Source organism: Bacteroidales bacterium (genome assembly GCA_035299085.1).
Taxonomy (GTDB): Bacteria; Bacteroidota; Bacteroidia; order Bacteroidales; family UBA10428; genus UBA5072.
The window spans coordinates 67,670-85,646 of record DATGXG010000013.1; the positions used below are offsets into that span (position 1 = coordinate 67,670).

Sequence of the window (17,977 nt, forward strand, 5' to 3'; positions counted from 1 at the left end):
ATTATGATTTTGAAAAATCTTGAGCAGTTGCTGGAGCAGGCTGAAAAAAAAGGCCGAAAAAGACTTGTTGTTGCTGCCGCTCAGGATGAGGATGTATTGCTGGCTGTGAAAGCAGCCGTTGAAAAAAAACTGGTAGAGCCCGTTTTAGTTGGCAACAGGGATGAAATTATTTCCATTTTGAAGGCAATCGGTCTGGATTCCTCTTCATTTCAGATCCTGCATGAACCCGACAAAAACCTGGCCTGCCAGTTGGCTGTTCAGTTAATAAGGCAGGGCAATGGAGATATCCTCATGAAAGGTATAGTGACGACCGGAATGCTGGTTAAAGCCATTCTTGATAAAGAAAAAGGATTACTGAAGGGAATGCTCCTGAGCCATGTAGCCTTCTTTCAATCGAAGTATTACCCGAAAGTGATTTGTGTTACTGACGCTGCATTGAACATTGCACCAAATGTAAATGAGAAAGCAGCGATAATCAGGAATGCCGTTTCCGTCTGCCATAAGATCGGTATCGAAAAACCACTCGTGGCTGTTCTGGCGGCTGTGGAAACTGTGAATCCAAAAATGGAGGCAACCGTTCATGCGGAGATCCTTACGGGTATGCAAAAACAAAGCCAGATCGAAGGATGTATAGTTGAGGGTCCGCTTGCACTTGACAATGCCGTATCCGAAGAAGCGGCACATCATAAAGGATTGACATCAGATGTGGCCGGACATGCCGACGTACTGCTGGTTCCGGATCTTAATTCGGGAAACATACTGTATAAATCACTTAATTTTCTCGGAGGTGCAGTTTGTGCAGCCGTTGTGGCAGGAGCTGCCGTTCCGGTTGTTCTTACCTCTAGGGCTGACGAAGACAGGAGTAAATTTTTGTCCATTGCCCTGGCAGTTGCTTTATCTTAAATTTATAGAATCTATCTGCTATGAATCATAAAATACTGGCCATCAACCCCGGATCAACATCCACAAAGATTGCTGTATACCACAATGCGAAGCCAATCTTCCTGAAAAGTATCATACACGATCCACAGCAACTAAAACAGTACAAAAGGATCAGTGACCAGTATGAATTCAGAAAATCAATTGTTCTTGATGAACTCAGGGCATCTCAACTGAATATTGACATGATTGAGGTCATTGTCGGTCGAGGCGGACTGGTAAGGCCGATTGAATCGGGCGTGTATTATGTAAATGAGAGGCTTCGGCAGGATTTGCTCGAAGGTGTCATGGGCGAACATGCCAGCAACCTTGGAGGTCTTATTGCTTATGATATAGCAAAGGACCTTCCGAAATGCAGGGCATTTATAGCTGACCCTGTCGTTGTTGACGAATTGCAGGATGTGGCAAGGATTGCCGGTCACCCGATGTTTCAGCGGTATTCCATTTTTCATGCGTTGAATCAGAAGGCAACTGCCCGGGCGTATTCACGGCTTATGAACCGTAAATACGAAGAGCTCAATATTGTAATTGCCCATTTAGGCGGGGGTATTTCAGTAGGCGCACACAGGAAAGGAAAAGTGATCGATGTAAACCAGGCGCTTGACGGGGAAGGTCCTTTTTCACCTGAACGCTCGGGAACTTTGCCATCCGGAGCACTTGCCAAACTATGCTTCAGCGGGAAATATAACCTGGAACAGATTAAAAAAATGATAACCGGTGAAGGCGGTTATGTGGCTTATATGGGTACCAACAGTGCTTATGAAGTTGAATTGCTCGCACAGGATGGTGATGATAAAGCAAGGCTCATACAGGATGCCATGTCTTACCAGATCGGAAAAGAAATTGCCTCGATGTGTGCCGTATTACACGGAGATGTAGACGCCATCATTCTTACAGGCGGTATTTCTCACAATCCGATGGTCGTGGAGTACATCAAAAAAATGGTTTCTTTCATAGCTCCGGTAGTGATTTACCCAGGAGAAGATGAAATGCATGCCCTTGCCATGAACGGGCTTATGGTGCTCAAAGGGGAAATAAAGCCAAGGGAATATGATGAATCAACCATGGTGAACGTTCAGCTTCCCTGCTGGGAACCCAGGGACCAGGAGAAGGATGAAATGATGAAGAGCATGGATGAATAATCACGGGTTAGTCAGTGAAACAGGAATTATTTTACCCCGCATAAACTTATGGGCAGTAAGGGCAAAATGGCCAACGAACTCTGCCATTTCGTTTGATTTCAAAGGTGCTTTATAACCGGGAAATGCCGCACTAAGCATTTCAGTCTGCACCGAACCCAGTGCCAGACAATTAAATACAATATTTTTTGAACCGAATTCCTCGTCGAGGCATTCAGTTAGATTGGCCAGTGCTGCTTTGGAGGCACTATACCACGATAGTCCTGCAAATTTTTTACTCCCCTGGTATCCGCCCATGCTACTGATATTCACCACATGAGTGGTTGATTTAATTCCCATGTACGGAAGGAAATACCTGATAAGCATTGCCGGAGCATAGCAATTTATGCGAAACATCTCCCCTGCCTCATCAAGTGAAATTTCCGAAAATGGTTTATTTATTAAAAATCCGGCATTGTTTATGAGGATATCCAGGTGAAAACCTGAAGCAGGTATTTTTCCTTTAAGGGTGGCCGGGTCATTTATAAATTGGTCAAGATCAATGGCAACCGGATGAACCACCGATGTTTTATTCAGTCCTGCGCATTCAGTGGCCAGACGGCCGAGTGCGGCCTTATTGCGTGAAAGCGCAAATACATTCATATCGGGCTGTCGGGCAAAATATTTAACTGTTTCAAAGCCTATACCCCGGCTGGCCCCGGTAATCATAACATTCATGTGCAGATGTGTATATGAATTTGTAATTTTAGCCGTTTTATTATTTCTAAATATAGAAAAGATTATGATCAAGAAACAACTGGTTTTTATTTTCAGTTTCATTTTGCTTTCACTTACAGCTTTCTCACAGGTAGAAGAAAGGGTTATTCCTGATGAAAATGAGAACAGGGAAACGATTCCTTTTAGTAAGAGGTTAGTCGCGGATATTGATTTTGGATTAAGCTTTGGAAGCATAACTTATATCAAACTGGCACCTGACATCGGTTACCGATTTACCGACAGGTTTAAGGCCGGACTGGGACCCATTTATATATATGAAAGACAGAAACTTTATGATCAGTTTAATAATTACTATAAATGGGAGACTTCAATTTATGGAGGAAAGATTTTTGGTTCGTTTACTTTTTATAAAGGGGCCGAAAGAGGGAACAGATTTGGAATCGGAGATCTGATGGTGCATGCCGAAAATGAAGTTGTAAATGTTGAGAGATGGGATAAGTATAACAACCGGATTTGGATTGACAATATATTGCTTGGCCCGGGAATGTATCAGCCTCTTGGTGAGCGATTCGGCGTATCGATTCTCGTATTATGGGATGTGACGCAAAATAAGTACTCGCCTTATTATATGAATAATCCCACTTTCAAATTCGTTTTGAACTTTAACTTTTAATCTTTAGCCTGACAGGGTCCGAAGACCTGTCAGAGTTGAAATATTTATAATCAGAAGCCCTGTATAAGCTAAAATATGTAGCTTTTACAGGGCTTCTTTAAACTATTCTTTTCTAAAACTCTAAACCTCTGAACTTCTAAACAGCTTACTATCTGAACGAAATTCCCAGCCCTCCTGTCAAAACACTGTAATTTGCCCAGCTGTAATCAAAATGAATGGTGACAACAGCAAGTTTAAACCGAATTCCTGCATTAAATCTGGGTTTTGTAATGCTTCCGTCCTGGTTTTTTATTTCCATTGAAAGAGGGTTAGGGGTCGAAATAACGACTGGTTGAAATTCGCCTTCAGGGACCGTTATAATGGGGAAATTTCCTTCAAATTTCAGGTTCGTTTTTGTTGTAACCCAACCGATTCCTCCATAAAATGTAACAACTTTTAAGTCGGCTGCCAATAAAAGATTTGCTGTATGGCTTTTTACCCATAGTTTCATATACTGGTCTTCCCAGTTATTTTCACCGCGCACCTCAAGGGATTCAGCATTTACAGTACCCGGATCGATGTTCATGGAAACAAACGTATGAAGTTTTGTATAGCCATACATGACCGACATTTTGAAAACCGGAATTCTTTTAACACCCGGTATCCATTGTTTAATATCATGTCTTCCTCCGATGCCCCATAAGCCAATTTCATTTCCTTTCATTTGAATGTCAGGAAAATATCGGAACATAACATCAGTCCCTTTTATTAAACCGACACCGGCCTGAATCATGGGGCCTGGCACAACACCTACATTAAGTCCCTGTGGCATTCTAAATGCATCCACACTATATACGACATTGCCATCTCCATCTTTAACATTATAAACAAGCATGGGCCCATTTTCATTATCACCTGAAACAGATTGGGAAACATTACTTTCAGATGGTCCCAGTTTCAAAACATTCAGGGCATTATTATCAATAGTAAATGTCTTATCGGAACTTGGGATAAATGCTACGTTTCCGGTAAAGGTGATGTCAAATCCTCCTAATTTATGAGGCTCTGCCGTGTTATACCATCCACCGCTAAGTGCAGCCCCGAAGCCATTAATAGCGGGAGTTATATATGGCTGCAGCAGGGTTTTTGCATCCATTGTTCCTCCGGCGACCAGGTTTCCGATTTCTTCAATCTGGGCAAAGGTTGGGGTAATTATGACTGAAGCAAGGACAATTACCAGTAACCACGCTGGTTTTTGAAATTTTTTCATTTTGCTCAAGTTTTAGTTTCGTTAGTCGTTTTTACGGTCAAAACAGATTATGGTTACTGCCAAAACTGTTAAAATATTTCATATACCGGTAATTAGATACTGTTTATAAAATAAAACCGATTTTTTTTTCTTGTTAAAAATTAGATAGTATATTTGCAACTCTTTAAAACAAAACGGCAGATTATTAGAAACGCTTTGTTTAAAGGGTGTTTAGATCTAGTAGCTCAGTAGGTAGAGCACATCCCTTTTAAGGATGGGGTCCTGGGTTCGAATCCCAGCTGGATCACAAAAGAATACAGGTCCCGCCCCTGGCGGGCTTTTTTATTATATAAAACCCTGCCAAGCTCGCTTGTGTAGGGTTTTATATAATAAAAAAGTAAGCAGCGATAGCTGCGGCCTGTATTCTTTTGTGCAAAGCCCCCTAAAAGCGGATCACGCAGTAATCCCAGCCCCTACCCTGGTCATCAATTCTTTTGTGCAAAGCCCCCTAAAAGCGGATCACGCAGTAATCCCAGCTTCCCTAAATGTACCTTGCCAACAATTGCTGAGTCTTTCTCACACCTGTGTCCTCACTCTGAGAATTTCCTTCAAACTCAACTCCTATGTACCCCTTAAAACCTGAATTTTTTACAATATCCAGCAACTTCTTATAATCAAGTTTCGGCTGTTCACCTTTTTCATCGAAATCATACGTTTTAGCACTTACACCTTTGGCATACTGAAGCAAAAGTTCAACTCCCTTATAAATATCATACATGTCCTTGCATCCATCCTGTATGGTTCCCCAGGGATCAGATATACAGAAATTGCCGAAGTCAGGCAAAGTGCCGACATTTTCTTTTCCTACCTGTTTCATCACATCACAAAGCCATTCTGCATCCGAAGTAACGCTTCCGTGATTTTCAACCACGACATTTATGTTCATAGGCGCTGCAAATTCGCCCAGTTTCCCAAGGGCATTGACTGCAGCAGTTTTTCTTCCTTCGGGACTCCCCTTCCCGTGCAGGTTCACCCTTACAGTTGCACAACCCAGTACTTTGGCGGCTTCAATCCACTTTTTATGATTCTCTACCGATTGCATTAATGTTTTTTCATTGGGAACTGAAAGATCGCCTTCATCATCACACATCAGCAAGTGATTATATACACCGGCATCCTGGCTTCTTTTCAGCATTTCATTTAAATAGGTTTTGTCGGTGGCAGCCTTCTTAAAATTCATTTTTGAACCTCCGAAGAACCCGTTTACATATTCAACCGCATTAATGCCGTAATCTCTTTTTGCAATCATTGCAAAATCAAGGTGGTCCATTTTCTTTGCCTTTATTGCCCGGTGAAATGACCATTCTGCTAACGAGATTTTAATACCGGAATCACCGGATGCTTGAATGGCAAGATTTGGCAATACCATTAGAGCACCGGCTCCCATCAGGGATCGTTTTATGAAGGTCCTTCGTGTATTCATTTTGTATGTGTATTTATAGGTTCAGGTTTCTTAGCGGTAAAAGCATATTATATATAAATATAAGAAAAATGCGTGCACACATGTGATTGACGGGAAAAGAAATCTGTCGTATTGAGATTTAATCATCTTTTAATCCTTTTTTAAGGTTCTTTTAATAAGGCTGGTGTTATCTTAATCCAACTATGACATACTATGCCTTACATTCCAGTAGAAGAGCATTTGCCGGGCATAACCGGTCTGCTTGAATACAGCCCTGAAACCTCGGGACCACTACGCGATCTAACACAGATTCTGCTTCGCGGACCGTCTTCGCTTTCCTTTGGTGAGCGCGAACTTATTGCTTCCCTGATATCATACAAAAATAACTGTCGTTTTTGTTACAGTGCACATTCTGCTGTAGCCCGGATTCTTACTGACGATAAGGATTTAATAAGCTCCATTCTCACGGATATAGAAACTTCCCCTGTAAGTGAGAAAATGAAAGCGTTGTTGCAGATCGCTTCGCTGGTGCAAATCAGCGGGAAAAGTGTTACTGCCTCATCCATTGAAAGAGCAAAATCTGCGGGGGCAACCGACCAGGAAATTCATGATACCGTATTAATTGCGGCTCTTTTTTGCCTGTATAATCGGTATGTGGATGGCCTGAATACGGTAACCCCGTTAAACCCGGTATTCTATGAAAACCTTGCTGCCCGCATATCAAAAGGATACACCCGGCTACCTGGGGGATATGATCACTTAAAAAGTCAACCGATTTAACATAAACCTTTAAACCGATTTTATGAGAAAAATTTTCCTATTAGCCGATTTGTTTGTTCCCCTCTTGCTGTTTTCCCAGCAGCCGGAAAGCAATACATCTGCATCAGATTCAGCATCCCGTGTCTTCATGAATGAAGTGGTTGTATCCGCTTCCCGGGTACCCGAAAGTATATTGCGATCACCGGTGAGTGTTGAGAAACTCGATGCCACGGCAATCCATGAAACCCCTTCGTTCAGTTTCTATGAAGGGCTCCAGAATTTGAAATCACTTGAAATGGTAACCAGCGGCCTCACTTATAAACAGGTAAATACAAGGGGATTCAATGATACAGGTAATTCACGTTTCCTTCAGCTTGTTGATGGCGTTGATAATCAAACGCCGGGACTGAGTTTTGCCGTTGGCAATTTGTTTGGTCTCAGTGAGCTGGATGTGGAGAGTGTTGAGCTTATCCCGGGCTCCGCTTCAGCTCTCTATGGTCCGGTTGCTTTCAACGGTGTTTTATTAATGCGGTCGAAGGATCCGTTTAAATACCAGGGACTCAGCGCCCAGGTAAGGGCCGGGATGAACCATTTTGGTGAGAAATATGCAAATCCAACCGGTTTGTATGATTTTTCAATCCGTTATGCCAGGGCATTCAACAACAAACTGGCTTTCAAATTCAATGCTGCCTATTTTAGCGGATTAGACTGGTATGCAACCAACTATACCGATGTGGATCCGGGAACCCCGGCAAACCAGAGAGGTATCAATAACCCCGCCAGGAATGCGCTTAATATTTATGGCGATGATGAAGCTCGCACCCTTGAAGGAATTGGCCGCGTATCACGTACAGGATACGAAGAACGATACTTACTCGATTATGATGTATACAGCCTTAAACTAAGCGGTGCCGTTCATTACCGGATCACTGACAATATGGAACTCGCCTACCAGTATAATTTCAACCAGGGACGTGCTGCATACACCGGAAGCAATCGTTTCCAGCTCAATAACTTTGTATTTGAACAGCACAAGGTTGAATTAAAAGGCAGCAACTATTTTATAAGAGCTTATGCCAATATTGAAAATTCAAAAGATTCATATAATGGCAAAGGCCTCGGACAACTTATAAACAAAACATGGGTAAGGGATCTGGATGGCAATATCGTTCCTGATAACCAGGCTGATGACATGTGGTTTAATCGTTATGCTGCTGCTTATAATGGAACCATTGAAGGTGTTGCGGCAGGCAGCCATTCGGCGGCAAGGGCATTTGCCGATGAAGGAAGGTATTTACCCGGTTCAAAAGCTTTCAATAGCAAAAAGGATTCCCTTATAGGAGTTCAGGGTATCCAGGGGGCAGGAATACTGAGCCAGAGCAAATTTTATCATGTTGAAGGCCAGTATGACCTGAGCCAAAAAGTTCAGTTTGTTGAACTCCTTGTGGGAGGCAACTTCAGAATGTACGATATGTTTACCAACGGCACCCTCTTCGACGATATCAATAATAAAATCACAATTAAAGAAGGCGGTGCATTTGTACAGGTCGGAAAAGAGCTCCTGGATGAAAAACTTAAAATTACCGGTTCGTTAAGGTATGATAAGAACCAGAATTTTGAAGGAAGACTGACACCAAGGGCTACTCTTGTTTATACAGTGGCGCAAAATCATAATTTCAGGGCATCGTACCAGACTGGTTTTCGGAATCCTACGCCCGGAGATCAGTATATAAAACTGAATGCAGGTCCGATTACCATTCTGGGCGGCGTTCCTGATAACAGCAAAGGTATGAATGTGTATGAAAATACATTCACGGCCGCTTCGCTGGGCCCCTTCTTTGGTGCATTCGGAGAGGCCGTTCAGGGGGGAGCATCACCCGAGGAAGCCGTTATGCTGGCAAAAGATCTTTTGGTAAAATCAAACGTTCCCTATATCAAGCCGGAAAGGGTTCAGACTTTTGAAATAGGTTACAAAGCGATTATTACAAAAAAAGTACTTGTTGATTTAAATTTCTATTTCAGCAGCTATCATGATTTCATCCTGAACCAGGTGGTGATGCAACCACAGAGCCCTGTTCTAGGCGATGATGGTAAAATAAACCCGTTGGCGGCCATGGACTTGCTGAACGGAAACAGTCATTTATTCCAGCTTTATACAAATGCCAATGACAAGGTGACCTCAGAAGGTGCTACACTCGGATTAACCTGGCTGTTACCCCATCGGTATACGCTGGGTGGCAATGTTACATGGGCAAAATTTAATTTGCTTAACGCAGATCCAAATGACATACCGGCATTCAATACGCCGGCCAACAGAACGAATTTGACATTCGGGAACAATGCATTAAATGATCATATCGGATTCAGCTTAGCCTGGAGATGGCAGGATTCGTTCGACTGGTATGGCACATTCAACCAGTTGAGACCGGGCAGAATCAATGCGTATTCCATTATTGATGCCCAGGTCAGCTACAGCTTTTCAAAAGTCCTGCTCCGGGTTGGTGCCAATAACCTGTTGAATAACCATATTTACCAGGCTTATGGTTCACCTTCAATAGGCGGGGTTTATTATGTTTCATTATTATTTGACGGACTTCTGAAATGACACATACAACGCAAACAATTACAGTCGCCTACCGGTCAGAATCCTATGTGAGCTTCGGGTTATGGATCATGTTTGCGATTTGTCTTGTCGGAAATATTATGGCAGGAAGTGTATCAACGATCATGCCGGTTTACCTTCCTGCGATTTCAGGGGATTTAATTAAAGAATTTTCAGATGGACGAATTAGTGATATCAGCTCTTTTCTGAATGCTTTTTATCTTGCAGGCTGGACAATCGGCGGTCTTACCTGGGGGTTAATAGCCGATAAAATCGGGAGGACACGTTCACTGGCTCTTTCTGTAAGTATGTTCGGCCTTTTCACCCTTTTAATCTCTTCTGCTCAGTCCTGGGAACTGCTTATGCTTTTCAGGTTTCTGAGTGGTTTCGGCGTAGGCGGAACCCTTGTAATGAACACCACATTTCTCACAGAAGTATGGCCTGAAAAGACCAGGGAAGTTTTTGTGGGTATCCTTTCAATCGGATTTCCGATAGGGATCGTTTCATCAGGAACCCTGAATTATATGATACCCCAGTGGAGAACAGGATTTTTGATCGGAACCATCCCGCTGATCATTGGTATTCTATCTTTCGGCCTGCTCAGGGAATCGGAAAAATGGAAAGTCTCCAGGAGTGAGCGCACCTCGCAACCGAATGTCATCCTCCTGAAGCAAAACAGGGCAAACCTGATCAATGGGGCTATCATTTACGGTTCCATGCTGATCGGACTTTGGGCTGTTTTTTCATGGTTGCCGACCTGGATACAGAACCTGCAGAATGTTCATACCGAGGGACAGGAAAGGAGCCTGGGAATAATGCTTCTTGGCATGGGAGGCCTCGCCGGTGGTTTCTTTTCGGGATGGATAGCGAAATCCCTTGGGACCCGAAAGACTATGCTTCTTTGTTTTGGAGGCTCTTTTCTGATTGCTGTAATATTATTTAAGACAAACACCTCCTTTTCAAACCTTGTGCTTGTTGAAATTGGCCTCCTTGCATTTCTTTTCGGGATCAGCCAGGGCATGCTGGGATATTACATTCCTTTATTATTCCCTGTTTCAATAAGGGCTACTTCAACTGGTTTTTGCTATAACATTGGCCGCATATTCACAACTGCTGCTGTTTTCTTTATCGGATGGCTCGTAAATGTCCTTGGCGGTTACGGTAACTCCCTGTTGCTTTTTTCTTTAGTATTTCTTATTGGATTCATTGTATTGTTTTATTCAAAAAAAATAACAAATTAATATGGCTTACATACTGGTTCCGGAAGGACTTCCGGGTATAAGGGGATTGATGGCCTTCAGGCCTGAAACATCTGCACCGCTTAATGATCTGGCTGAAGCCCTGCTTCGCGGTGATAACACACTTTCCAAAGGCGAGAGAGAGCTTATCGCAACCTTTGTTTCGGCTTTAAACGACTGCTATTTTTGTCAGAATTCACATGGCGGATATGCGCAGCATTTTCTGAATTGCAGCACTGATTATATTGACCAGGTGAAAAAAGACTATTTGTCAGCACCCATGTCTGATAAAATGCGTGCCCTGCTTGCAATTGCTGAAAAAGTTCAAAAAGGCGGAAAAAATGTAACTGAAGAAATTGTAACAAATGCAAAAGATAAAGGCGCGACAGATCATGAAATACATGATACTGTGCTTATTGCCGCGGCATTCTGCATGTTTAACAGGTATGTTGACGGGCTGGGCACCTGGGCGCCTGAAGACCGCCAGTATTATATCGAAAGGGCTGCTGAACGTGCCCACCTGGGGTATTCAAACTACGATCCGAAACAATAGTATTTTTTTATGCAAAAATATTTTGATTGAAATACTTTTCATAACTTTATATGACATTTGAGTTTTAGGTAGTTTGTCTCAACAGATGTGAGTGATATTCTTCCCCTTAAAGGGCTCCTATTCGGGAGCCCTTTTATATTGCTGTCATACTTTTATGTATTTTTGAAAAAAGATCACAATGAAACTTACCAGTCTGATCCTTATCGGGTTAATCCTTATATGTCTGCAAAACAGTAACGCTCAGAGTGTACTTCCTGTTGAGTACCAGGCGCTTTCCAGGGAAATTTTTAAAGAACTTATCGAAATCAATACCATACCGGAAAAGGGATGCACAAAAGCCGTCCTGGCAATGGCTGTCAGGCTGAAAAATGCAGGTTTTAAAGATCAGGATATGGTAATTGCCGGTCCGCATCCCGACCATAAGAATCTTGTTATAAGATACCAAGGTAAGGACCATTCGCATGCCATATTATTTATCTGCCATCTGGATGTGGTGCAGGCTTTACTAAGTGACTGGTCAACCGATCCATTCACCTTTACAGAAAAGGACGGATATTTTTATGGGCGTGGAACCACAGACATTAAAAGTGAGGATGCTGATTTAATTGTAAATCTTATTCGTCTGAAAAAGGAAAATTTTTTTCCCTCTTGTGATATCATTGTTGCTCTTACGGATGATGAAGAAGGTGGTGACTACAACGGTGTTGACTGGCTGCTTGTCAACCGGCCTGAACTGATAAAGGCGGATTATGCCATAAATCCTGATGGCGGCGGAGGTGATCTGAAGAATGGTATTCCATTCCTGCAGGCGGTGCAAACCAGTGAAAAGATATACATCAGTTATGATCTTGAAACCAGGAATAAAGGAGGTCACAGTTCAATTCCCGTTAAAGACAATGCCATATATGAATTGTCAGCAGCACTCACCAATTTAAGTAATTACCAGTTTCCACTGAATCTGAATGAAACGACACAATTCTTTTTTCAATCCATGGCTGAGACTGAGAATGGCCAAACTAAAATCGATATGCTGGCATTAGCACAAAATCCGGATGATACGTTGGCAGCAAACCGTCTTGCTTCTTCCAGGCCATATTACAATGCCATGATGAGAACTACCTGTGTAGCTACCCTTATCAGCGGCGGACATGCTGAAAATGCGCTGCCTCAAAGTGCACATGCTACAATCAATTGCAGGATGCTTCCAGATGAGAAACCTGCCGATGTGTTTGTTGCGTTAACAAGAGTGGTTGATGACAGCCTTATCAGAATAATACCGATTAATGAACCCTTTGTTGCACCACTGTCTCCCCTGAATAAGCAGGTAATGGTCAGTATGAAGAAAACTACAGATTCCATGTGGCCGAGAGTGATTATCACGCCTGTAATGATGACTGGTGCTTCAGACGGACGATTTTTAAGAAAAGCAGGAATCCCGGTTTACGGAATATCCGGAATGTTTGGTGATCCCGACGATGTGAGAGCCCATGGAATGGACGAAAGGATTAATGCAAGATCCTTTTATGAAGGTGTCGAGTTTATGTATCGGTTCATCAGGAACTTAACTGAATAAATTTTGATATTTTTAACACATTTTCAGAATATATTAAGAAACCAACCTTGTGAAATGCATGATATTTGAGGAATGCAGATGGATTTTCTAAAATTATTTTGGTTTTTCACGCAACCGTTTTGCTTAGATATATATCTATAAAGCGGAACTTGTAAATTAATAATTAATTAAACAATACGGATTATGAAACAATATCGCTTTTTCTATTTCTTACTTTTAATTACACTGGTTTTCACCTCCTGTACAAAGGATGAGAACAAGCAATATTACCAGGTGTTGGGAACAGTTTCAAAGACTGAAGACAGTACCATTATTATTGCTGATGACAACATGAGGTTACTTGTGCAAAATCCAAATTCTTTAAGCAGTCTTGACAGCAGTGACCGTATTATAGCTTATTTTTCAATCAATGAACAAACCCTTCCGGCCGGAATCGATTACGTGGTTGAAATCTATAATTACTCAAAAGTGCTTTACAAACCAGTAGTGGATTTGACGGAAGCTAATGCTGACTCCATAGGGAATGATGCTCTTGAAATAAGAGAAATGTGGGTTGCCAAGAACTTTATGAATCTGAATTTCGATTATTATGGCAACAATCAGATACACCGTATCAACCTGGTACGTATGCCCGGCAATACCTCATCTGATACCATACAGCTTGAAGTTCGTCATAACGACTATAATGATGCCCAGCTTTCCTTAATGAACGGTTTTGTTTGTTTCAACCTCGAAGGGTTGAAAAAGGAAGCAGCCGATTCAGTTGTGCTTCATGTAAGAGCGCAGGAATACAACAGCAGGGTGTACGACAAGTACTTTACTTATAAATATTAAAATACGGAATTGATCTTAAGGCAGGGGTATTCAACATGAATACCCCTATTTTTTTGGTTTGAATATAGGAAGTGAAAAAGTAAAGCTCGATCCTTTTCCTGGAGCACTTTCGACTGAAAGTTTTCCGTTATGTCTTTTCACAAATTCATGGCAAATAAGCAATCCCAGGGCACTTCCTTTTTCTCCCCTTGTACCGTCGGTTGATTTGATGGCATCTGCTTCGAATAATCTTTCAATACGGTTTTCCGGTATTCCAATTCCTGAATCACTAATACAAGTAATTATATAATCAGCGTTTTTTCCTGACCGGATTTGAATCTCGCCGTTTTCGGTATATTTTACGGCATTACCGAGTAAGTTTCGTATTATCGTCTGTACCATATTCTGATCGGCGAAAACTATCAGTTCATTATCCAGTTCAAGTTTTAGCTTATTATTCTTCATCTCGACCTGATCTGTAAAAAGCTCGGTATTTACCCGAATTATTTCCTTTAAATCAAACAGTTCAGGATGATATTGAATATTACCGGTTTGAGTTCCTGCCCATTCAAGCAGATTTTCAAGAAGTCTGTAGATCCTGGAGGAAGATTCTTCAATTATTCGGACCATCTGGTGTTTTCGGTCATCCGGTAATTGATCATAATCCGAATTCAACATCTTGGAAAAACCTAAAAGGCTATTAAAAGGATTCTTTAAATCATGGGCTATAATAGAAAAGAATTTGTCTTTTGCTGCATTCGATGCTGTTAACAGTGAATTTTTAATTTCCACTTCTTTGGTCCTTTCATGGACCTGTTTCTCAAGTTGGCGATTATATTTCCGGAAGGTTTTAATCTTATAGAAATAAAAACCAGCTGATATTCCGGCTATTAAAAGAATTAAAATAATTTTGGACCACCATGTTTTCCACCAGGGAGGCAGGATAACCAATTTCAGCACAACATCCTTGTCGTTCCATATGCCGTCGTTGTTTGCTGCTTTAACTCTGAAAGTGTATCTACCGGGATTCAGGTTAGTATAGGTTACTTCGTTTTTATTGCCTATCAGTTGCCATGTCTTATCGAAACCTTCGAGTTGATAGGCATAACTATTCTCTCCTGAATTAATGAAATTAAAAGCATTGAATTCAATGGTGATTACATTCTGCCTGTATGGCAGCTTAAGTTGTTTCAGGCAGATAATTTCAGATGGGAGAATTTCAGGATGATCAAACGAACTGACCCGTTTATTGAAAAGTTTCAACCCGGTGAATCTTACCGGAGGGCTGTAAGGATTATACTCTATTTCTTCAGGTTTGAATTCCACAACTCCCCCGTTACCACCAAAATACAGGAAACCATTCTGATCCCTCAAACAGGTATTTCTGGAAAACTGTAAAAAATGTAATCCGTCATTCCTGTCGTAGGAGCAAGGGATGAAATCTTCAAAGGGTATTTTTACTATACCTTTACTCGTGCTGATCCATATATTGCCTCGGGAATCCTCTGTTATGGCATTAATAATATTATCAGGCAATCCGCTGGATTTATTGAAATGCCTGAACGATTTTGACTGTGGCTGGTATAAATTTAGTCCGTTATAGGTGCCTATCCAGATTCGATCATGTGAATCTTCATACATGCAATAGATCCAGTTATGGCTCAAAGAATTCACTGATTGATAATCCGGAAGAATCGACTCAAATTTACCTGAAACCGGGTCATAAATGCTCAATCCATTATATGTACCGATCCAGATCTTTCCGGTATGATCTTTCAGCAATGAGATACAGTAATCGTTAACCAGTCCTGAACTTTTTTGGTTGAAACCGGTAACTTTTCCTGTTACCAGGTCAAGAACTTTAATACCACCGCCATTTGTTGCCATCCAAACAGTAGTGGTATCATACAGAAGCATATCATAGATATGCTCATCTTTTAATAACTGGCTGGATACAGGGTTCTTATCGGCATAACTGATCAGGTTGTCTTTATCTTCATCATAGTAAAACAGACCACGGTACGTTGCAATGAGAAATTTATCCTTACCTGTCTCCAGTATTCTTAGAACTGAACATGATTTAAACCCCGTTCTTTCAAAAATGTCTATTTTCCGGGGAATTTCATTAACGGTGGTTTTCCATATAAACAAGGTGCCTGTATAGGAACCTGCAAGTATTTTCTTTGCTGAGCTTTCAGTAAGGCTTGTTATCAGAGCAGATTCCAAAATATCATTACTATGAGAGAAACGCTTGTATGTTCTTGCAAGCTGGTACACTCCTTTATTCCCGGCAAACCAGAAATTATTCTGATTGTCAGTAAATAGGCATCCGACTGGCATATCAATCGGAAGATGTAAGTAATCCGGTTCTTTCCTTAAATTGTAAAAGGAATCCGACTTCGGATCGTAAACAGTTATTCCATCGGTTCCGGCCAACCAAAACAAACCATTATCTCTTTTGGTGACATAGTTTATAAAGTGTGCCGGTCTTTTACCGTACCGGATTACTTCAAATGTATTTCCGTTTTTTACCAGTTTGGTGAGCTGGCTTTCATGAGCAAATACAATAAGATTACCGCTATTGTCTTTGGAGATAAAAGAAATGAAACCGTTGTTTGTCCCGAATTCATTGATTACATCGCAATGGCCGGTAGACACTTTAAAACGCATCAGTTTTCCATCGAGAGTTCCAATCCATATGAAGTCATCATCGGCATAAAGGCTCCAGATATAATTACCTATCGGTGCTGATGAATCCGTTTTTCCGGAGTGATATCTGACTTTCAAATCACGGGATAGCTTAATCAAACCACTGCCCTCTGTGGCAATCCAAATATTCCCGTGCTGATCTTCAGTTAAATCACGAACAGAAAATCGTCCTTCGGAAACAGCCACCGGTTTGAAATTATCTTTTGTCACATCATATAGACAAAGGCCTCCTGATGTGGCAATGAATATTCTTTTCCCTGAATCGATAAAGATTTTACGGATATTATTTTCAGGCAATGAACCATACTCACCAGGAACGCTGACATAATTTCTGAAAGTTGTTCCGTTAAAACGGCATAAACCATTTTCAGTCCCTATCCATATATACTGAAATGTATCCTCGTTGATTGACTGGATGCTATTATTCGGCAGATTGTTTTCTATATCAAAAAAAGTGGTTTGCCATCCACCCGACTGAGAGCTGGCAATTGAACAGGTAAGAAACAGGGTAAAGAACAGGAATCCCTTCTTCACTAAAACCATCCGCGAGTCTGTGATCTGTTTAGATATCGATTATAAAAATAATCGATTCTTTAAATAATCCATTAAAATGGGTCAAGAAATTTTTATAAAATACAGTATACCACTTACATCACCTGGCAAACAGTTTAAGAAATTCAGCAGGTATTTTTGATTCGAATTTAAGGCTTTCGCCGGTAACCGGATGCTTAAGCGCCAGTACTGTCGCATGAAGGCATAACCTCCCGACCGGATTCGATCTGGCCCCATATTTTCGGTCACCGGCAACACTGTGCCCGATATCCTGCATATGCACACGGATCTGGTTTTTCCTGCCGGTTTCAAGCTGAAGCTGCACTAAAGAATACCGCTGATTTTTCTCAAGTACATTGTACTTCGTTATGGCCAGCTTGCCTTTAGACGGATCTTTTCCTGAAATCATTACAAGGGCTTTGTTTTCGGAAAGATATGAGGAGATGGTTCCCTGGTTTCTCCTTACTTCACCCTCGACTACTGCAGTATACACCCTCTCGTTTATATAGGATTTCCAGTTCTCGCGGAAAATATTCTGTACTTCTTCAGTCTTTGTAAACATTAACAGGCCGGAGGTATATTGATCAAGCCTGTGGACTATATAAACCCGGGCAGACTCGTTTGTTTTTTTCACCCAATCCGTAAGAATGGCGTGTGCCGTAATATGTTCATGTCCATCAGAAACAGATAACAATCCGGGCTTTTTTTCAATCACAATCAGGTAATCATCTTCAAAAACAATATTCAGGTATTTGTCTGGCGGCAAATCCGATTCTCTTGCCCAGCGGATAACGACCTCCTGGTCCTTAACCAGCTTGTGATTGAATTGCGATACCGATTTATTGTTTATCCAAACCTGCTTATTACGGAGAAGGGATTTTATATTGTCCCTGTTTTTTCCGGGAAATTTCAGGAACAAAAAGGGCATGAGTTCAATATTCTCATCTACCTTTAATATGGTATCATTCTTGTGCATACTTAAAAAGCTGGCTGCAAAGTTGCATAAAAAAGTACTTGAAA

General features: G+C 41.4%; 14 protein-coding genes and 1 tRNA gene. 10 read left to right on the forward strand and 5 right to left on the reverse strand.

Features of this window, described 5'->3' with window-relative positions:
- The first annotated feature begins 3 nt into the window (after positions 1-3).
- Entirely contained in the window at positions 4-903 is a 900-nt protein-coding gene (locus VK179_02705; protein HLO57621.1) for a bifunctional enoyl-CoA hydratase/phosphate acetyltransferase, read from the forward strand.
- A 20-nt stretch (positions 904-923) separates the two neighbouring features.
- Positions 924-2,081, forward strand: a complete 1,158-nt coding sequence (gene buk, locus VK179_02710; protein ID HLO57622.1) for a butyrate kinase — start codon at positions 924-926, stop codon at positions 2,079-2,081.
- Here buk and VK179_02715 read toward each other — a convergent pair whose 3' ends face one another.
- Positions 2,082-2,795, reverse strand: a complete 714-nt coding sequence (locus tag VK179_02715; GenBank protein HLO57623.1) for an SDR family oxidoreductase — start codon at positions 2,793-2,795, stop codon at positions 2,082-2,084.
- Positions 2,796-2,859: 64 nt separating this feature from the next.
- Here VK179_02715 and VK179_02720 point away from each other — a divergent pair, with 64 nt between their 5' ends.
- Positions 2,860-3,468 (forward strand): hypothetical protein, encoded by a 609-nt coding sequence (locus VK179_02720; protein HLO57624.1) that lies wholly within the window; start codon positions 2,860-2,862, stop codon positions 3,466-3,468.
- Positions 3,469-3,616: 148 nt separating this feature from the next.
- On the opposite strand, the gene VK179_02725 is transcribed toward VK179_02720, so the two are convergent.
- Complete coding sequence (locus VK179_02725) at positions 3,617-4,717, reverse strand: DUF6588 family protein (GenBank protein ID HLO57625.1); 1,101 nt, start codon at positions 4,715-4,717, stop codon at positions 3,617-3,619.
- Positions 4,718-4,930: 213 nt separating this feature from the next.
- Between VK179_02725 and VK179_02730 the strand changes: the two genes are divergently transcribed.
- A tRNA-Lys gene (locus VK179_02730) sits at positions 4,931-5,003 on the forward strand.
- A 234-nt stretch (positions 5,004-5,237) separates the two neighbouring features.
- Here the strand turns inward: VK179_02730 and VK179_02735 are convergent.
- Positions 5,238-6,179 (reverse strand): TIM barrel protein, encoded by a 942-nt coding sequence (locus VK179_02735; GenBank protein HLO57626.1) that lies wholly within the window; start codon positions 6,177-6,179, stop codon positions 5,238-5,240.
- 192 nt (positions 6,180-6,371) lie between these two features.
- Here VK179_02735 and VK179_02740 point away from each other — a divergent pair, with 192 nt between their 5' ends.
- The 6 genes from VK179_02740 (at position 6,372) to VK179_02765 (ending at position 13,717) form a co-directional block, all read left to right on the forward strand.
- Entirely contained in the window at positions 6,372-6,938 is a 567-nt protein-coding gene (locus tag VK179_02740) for a carboxymuconolactone decarboxylase family protein (GenBank protein HLO57627.1), read from the forward strand.
- Positions 6,939-6,960: 22 nt separating this feature from the next.
- Positions 6,961-9,522, forward strand: a complete 2,562-nt coding sequence (locus tag VK179_02745; protein ID HLO57628.1) for a TonB-dependent receptor — start codon at positions 6,961-6,963, stop codon at positions 9,520-9,522.
- Positions 9,519-10,760, forward strand: a complete 1,242-nt coding sequence (locus VK179_02750) for an MFS transporter (protein HLO57629.1) — start codon at positions 9,519-9,521, stop codon at positions 10,758-10,760. Before VK179_02745 ends, VK179_02750 begins: the two co-directional genes overlap by 4 nt.
- A gap of 1 nt (position 10,761) precedes the next feature.
- On the forward strand, positions 10,762-11,310 hold the full coding sequence (locus VK179_02755; protein ID HLO57630.1) for a peroxidase-related enzyme: 549 nt from the start codon (positions 10,762-10,764) through the stop codon (positions 11,308-11,310).
- Positions 11,311-11,488: 178 nt separating this feature from the next.
- A complete protein-coding gene (locus VK179_02760) occupies positions 11,489-12,883 on the forward strand; it encodes a M20/M25/M40 family metallo-hydrolase (protein HLO57631.1) in 1,395 nt (464 codons plus the stop codon).
- A 183-nt stretch (positions 12,884-13,066) separates the two neighbouring features.
- A complete protein-coding gene (locus tag VK179_02765; protein HLO57632.1) occupies positions 13,067-13,717 on the forward strand; it encodes a NigD-like C-terminal domain-containing protein in 651 nt (216 codons plus the stop codon).
- 45 nt (positions 13,718-13,762) lie between these two features.
- Here the strand turns inward: VK179_02765 and VK179_02770 are convergent, their stop codons facing one another.
- The gene (locus tag VK179_02770) at positions 13,763-16,948 is read right to left on the reverse strand and encodes a two-component regulator propeller domain-containing protein (GenBank protein ID HLO57633.1); all 3,186 of its coding nucleotides are present in this window, start codon (positions 16,946-16,948) and stop codon (positions 13,763-13,765) included.
- A gap of 109 nt (positions 16,949-17,057) precedes the next feature.
- Positions 17,058-17,933, reverse strand: coding sequence for an RluA family pseudouridine synthase (locus VK179_02775; GenBank protein ID HLO57634.1), 876 nt, complete (start codon positions 17,931-17,933; stop codon positions 17,058-17,060).
- Positions 17,934-17,977 lie beyond the last annotated feature (44 nt).

Coding starts and splice junctions, on each gene's coding strand:
- VK179_02705 (HLO57621.1), top strand. CDS start 4: ATGATTTTGAAAAATCTTGAGCAGTTGCTGGAGCAGGCTGAAAAAAAA.
- buk (HLO57622.1), top strand. CDS start 924: ATGAATCATAAAATACTGGCCATCAACCCCGGATCAACATCCACAAAG.
- VK179_02715 (HLO57623.1), bottom strand. CDS start 2,795: ATGAATGTTATGATTACCGGGGCCAGCCGGGGTATAGGCTTTGAAACA.
- VK179_02720 (HLO57624.1), top strand. CDS start 2,860: ATGATCAAGAAACAACTGGTTTTTATTTTCAGTTTCATTTTGCTTTCA.
- VK179_02725 (HLO57625.1), bottom strand. CDS start 4,717: ATGAAAAAATTTCAAAAACCAGCGTGGTTACTGGTAATTGTCCTTGCT.
- VK179_02735 (HLO57626.1), bottom strand. CDS start 6,179: ATGAATACACGAAGGACCTTCATAAAACGATCCCTGATGGGAGCCGGT.
- VK179_02740 (HLO57627.1), top strand. CDS start 6,372: ATGCCTTACATTCCAGTAGAAGAGCATTTGCCGGGCATAACCGGTCTG.
- VK179_02745 (HLO57628.1), top strand. CDS start 6,961: ATGAGAAAAATTTTCCTATTAGCCGATTTGTTTGTTCCCCTCTTGCTG.
- VK179_02750 (HLO57629.1), top strand. CDS start 9,519: ATGACACATACAACGCAAACAATTACAGTCGCCTACCGGTCAGAATCC.
- VK179_02755 (HLO57630.1), top strand. CDS start 10,762: ATGGCTTACATACTGGTTCCGGAAGGACTTCCGGGTATAAGGGGATTG.
- VK179_02760 (HLO57631.1), top strand. CDS start 11,489: ATGAAACTTACCAGTCTGATCCTTATCGGGTTAATCCTTATATGTCTG.
- VK179_02765 (HLO57632.1), top strand. CDS start 13,067: ATGAAACAATATCGCTTTTTCTATTTCTTACTTTTAATTACACTGGTT.
- VK179_02770 (HLO57633.1), bottom strand. CDS start 16,948: ATGGTTTTAGTGAAGAAGGGATTCCTGTTCTTTACCCTGTTTCTTACC.
- VK179_02775 (HLO57634.1), bottom strand. CDS start 17,933: ATGCACAAGAATGATACCATATTAAAGGTAGATGAGAATATTGAACTC.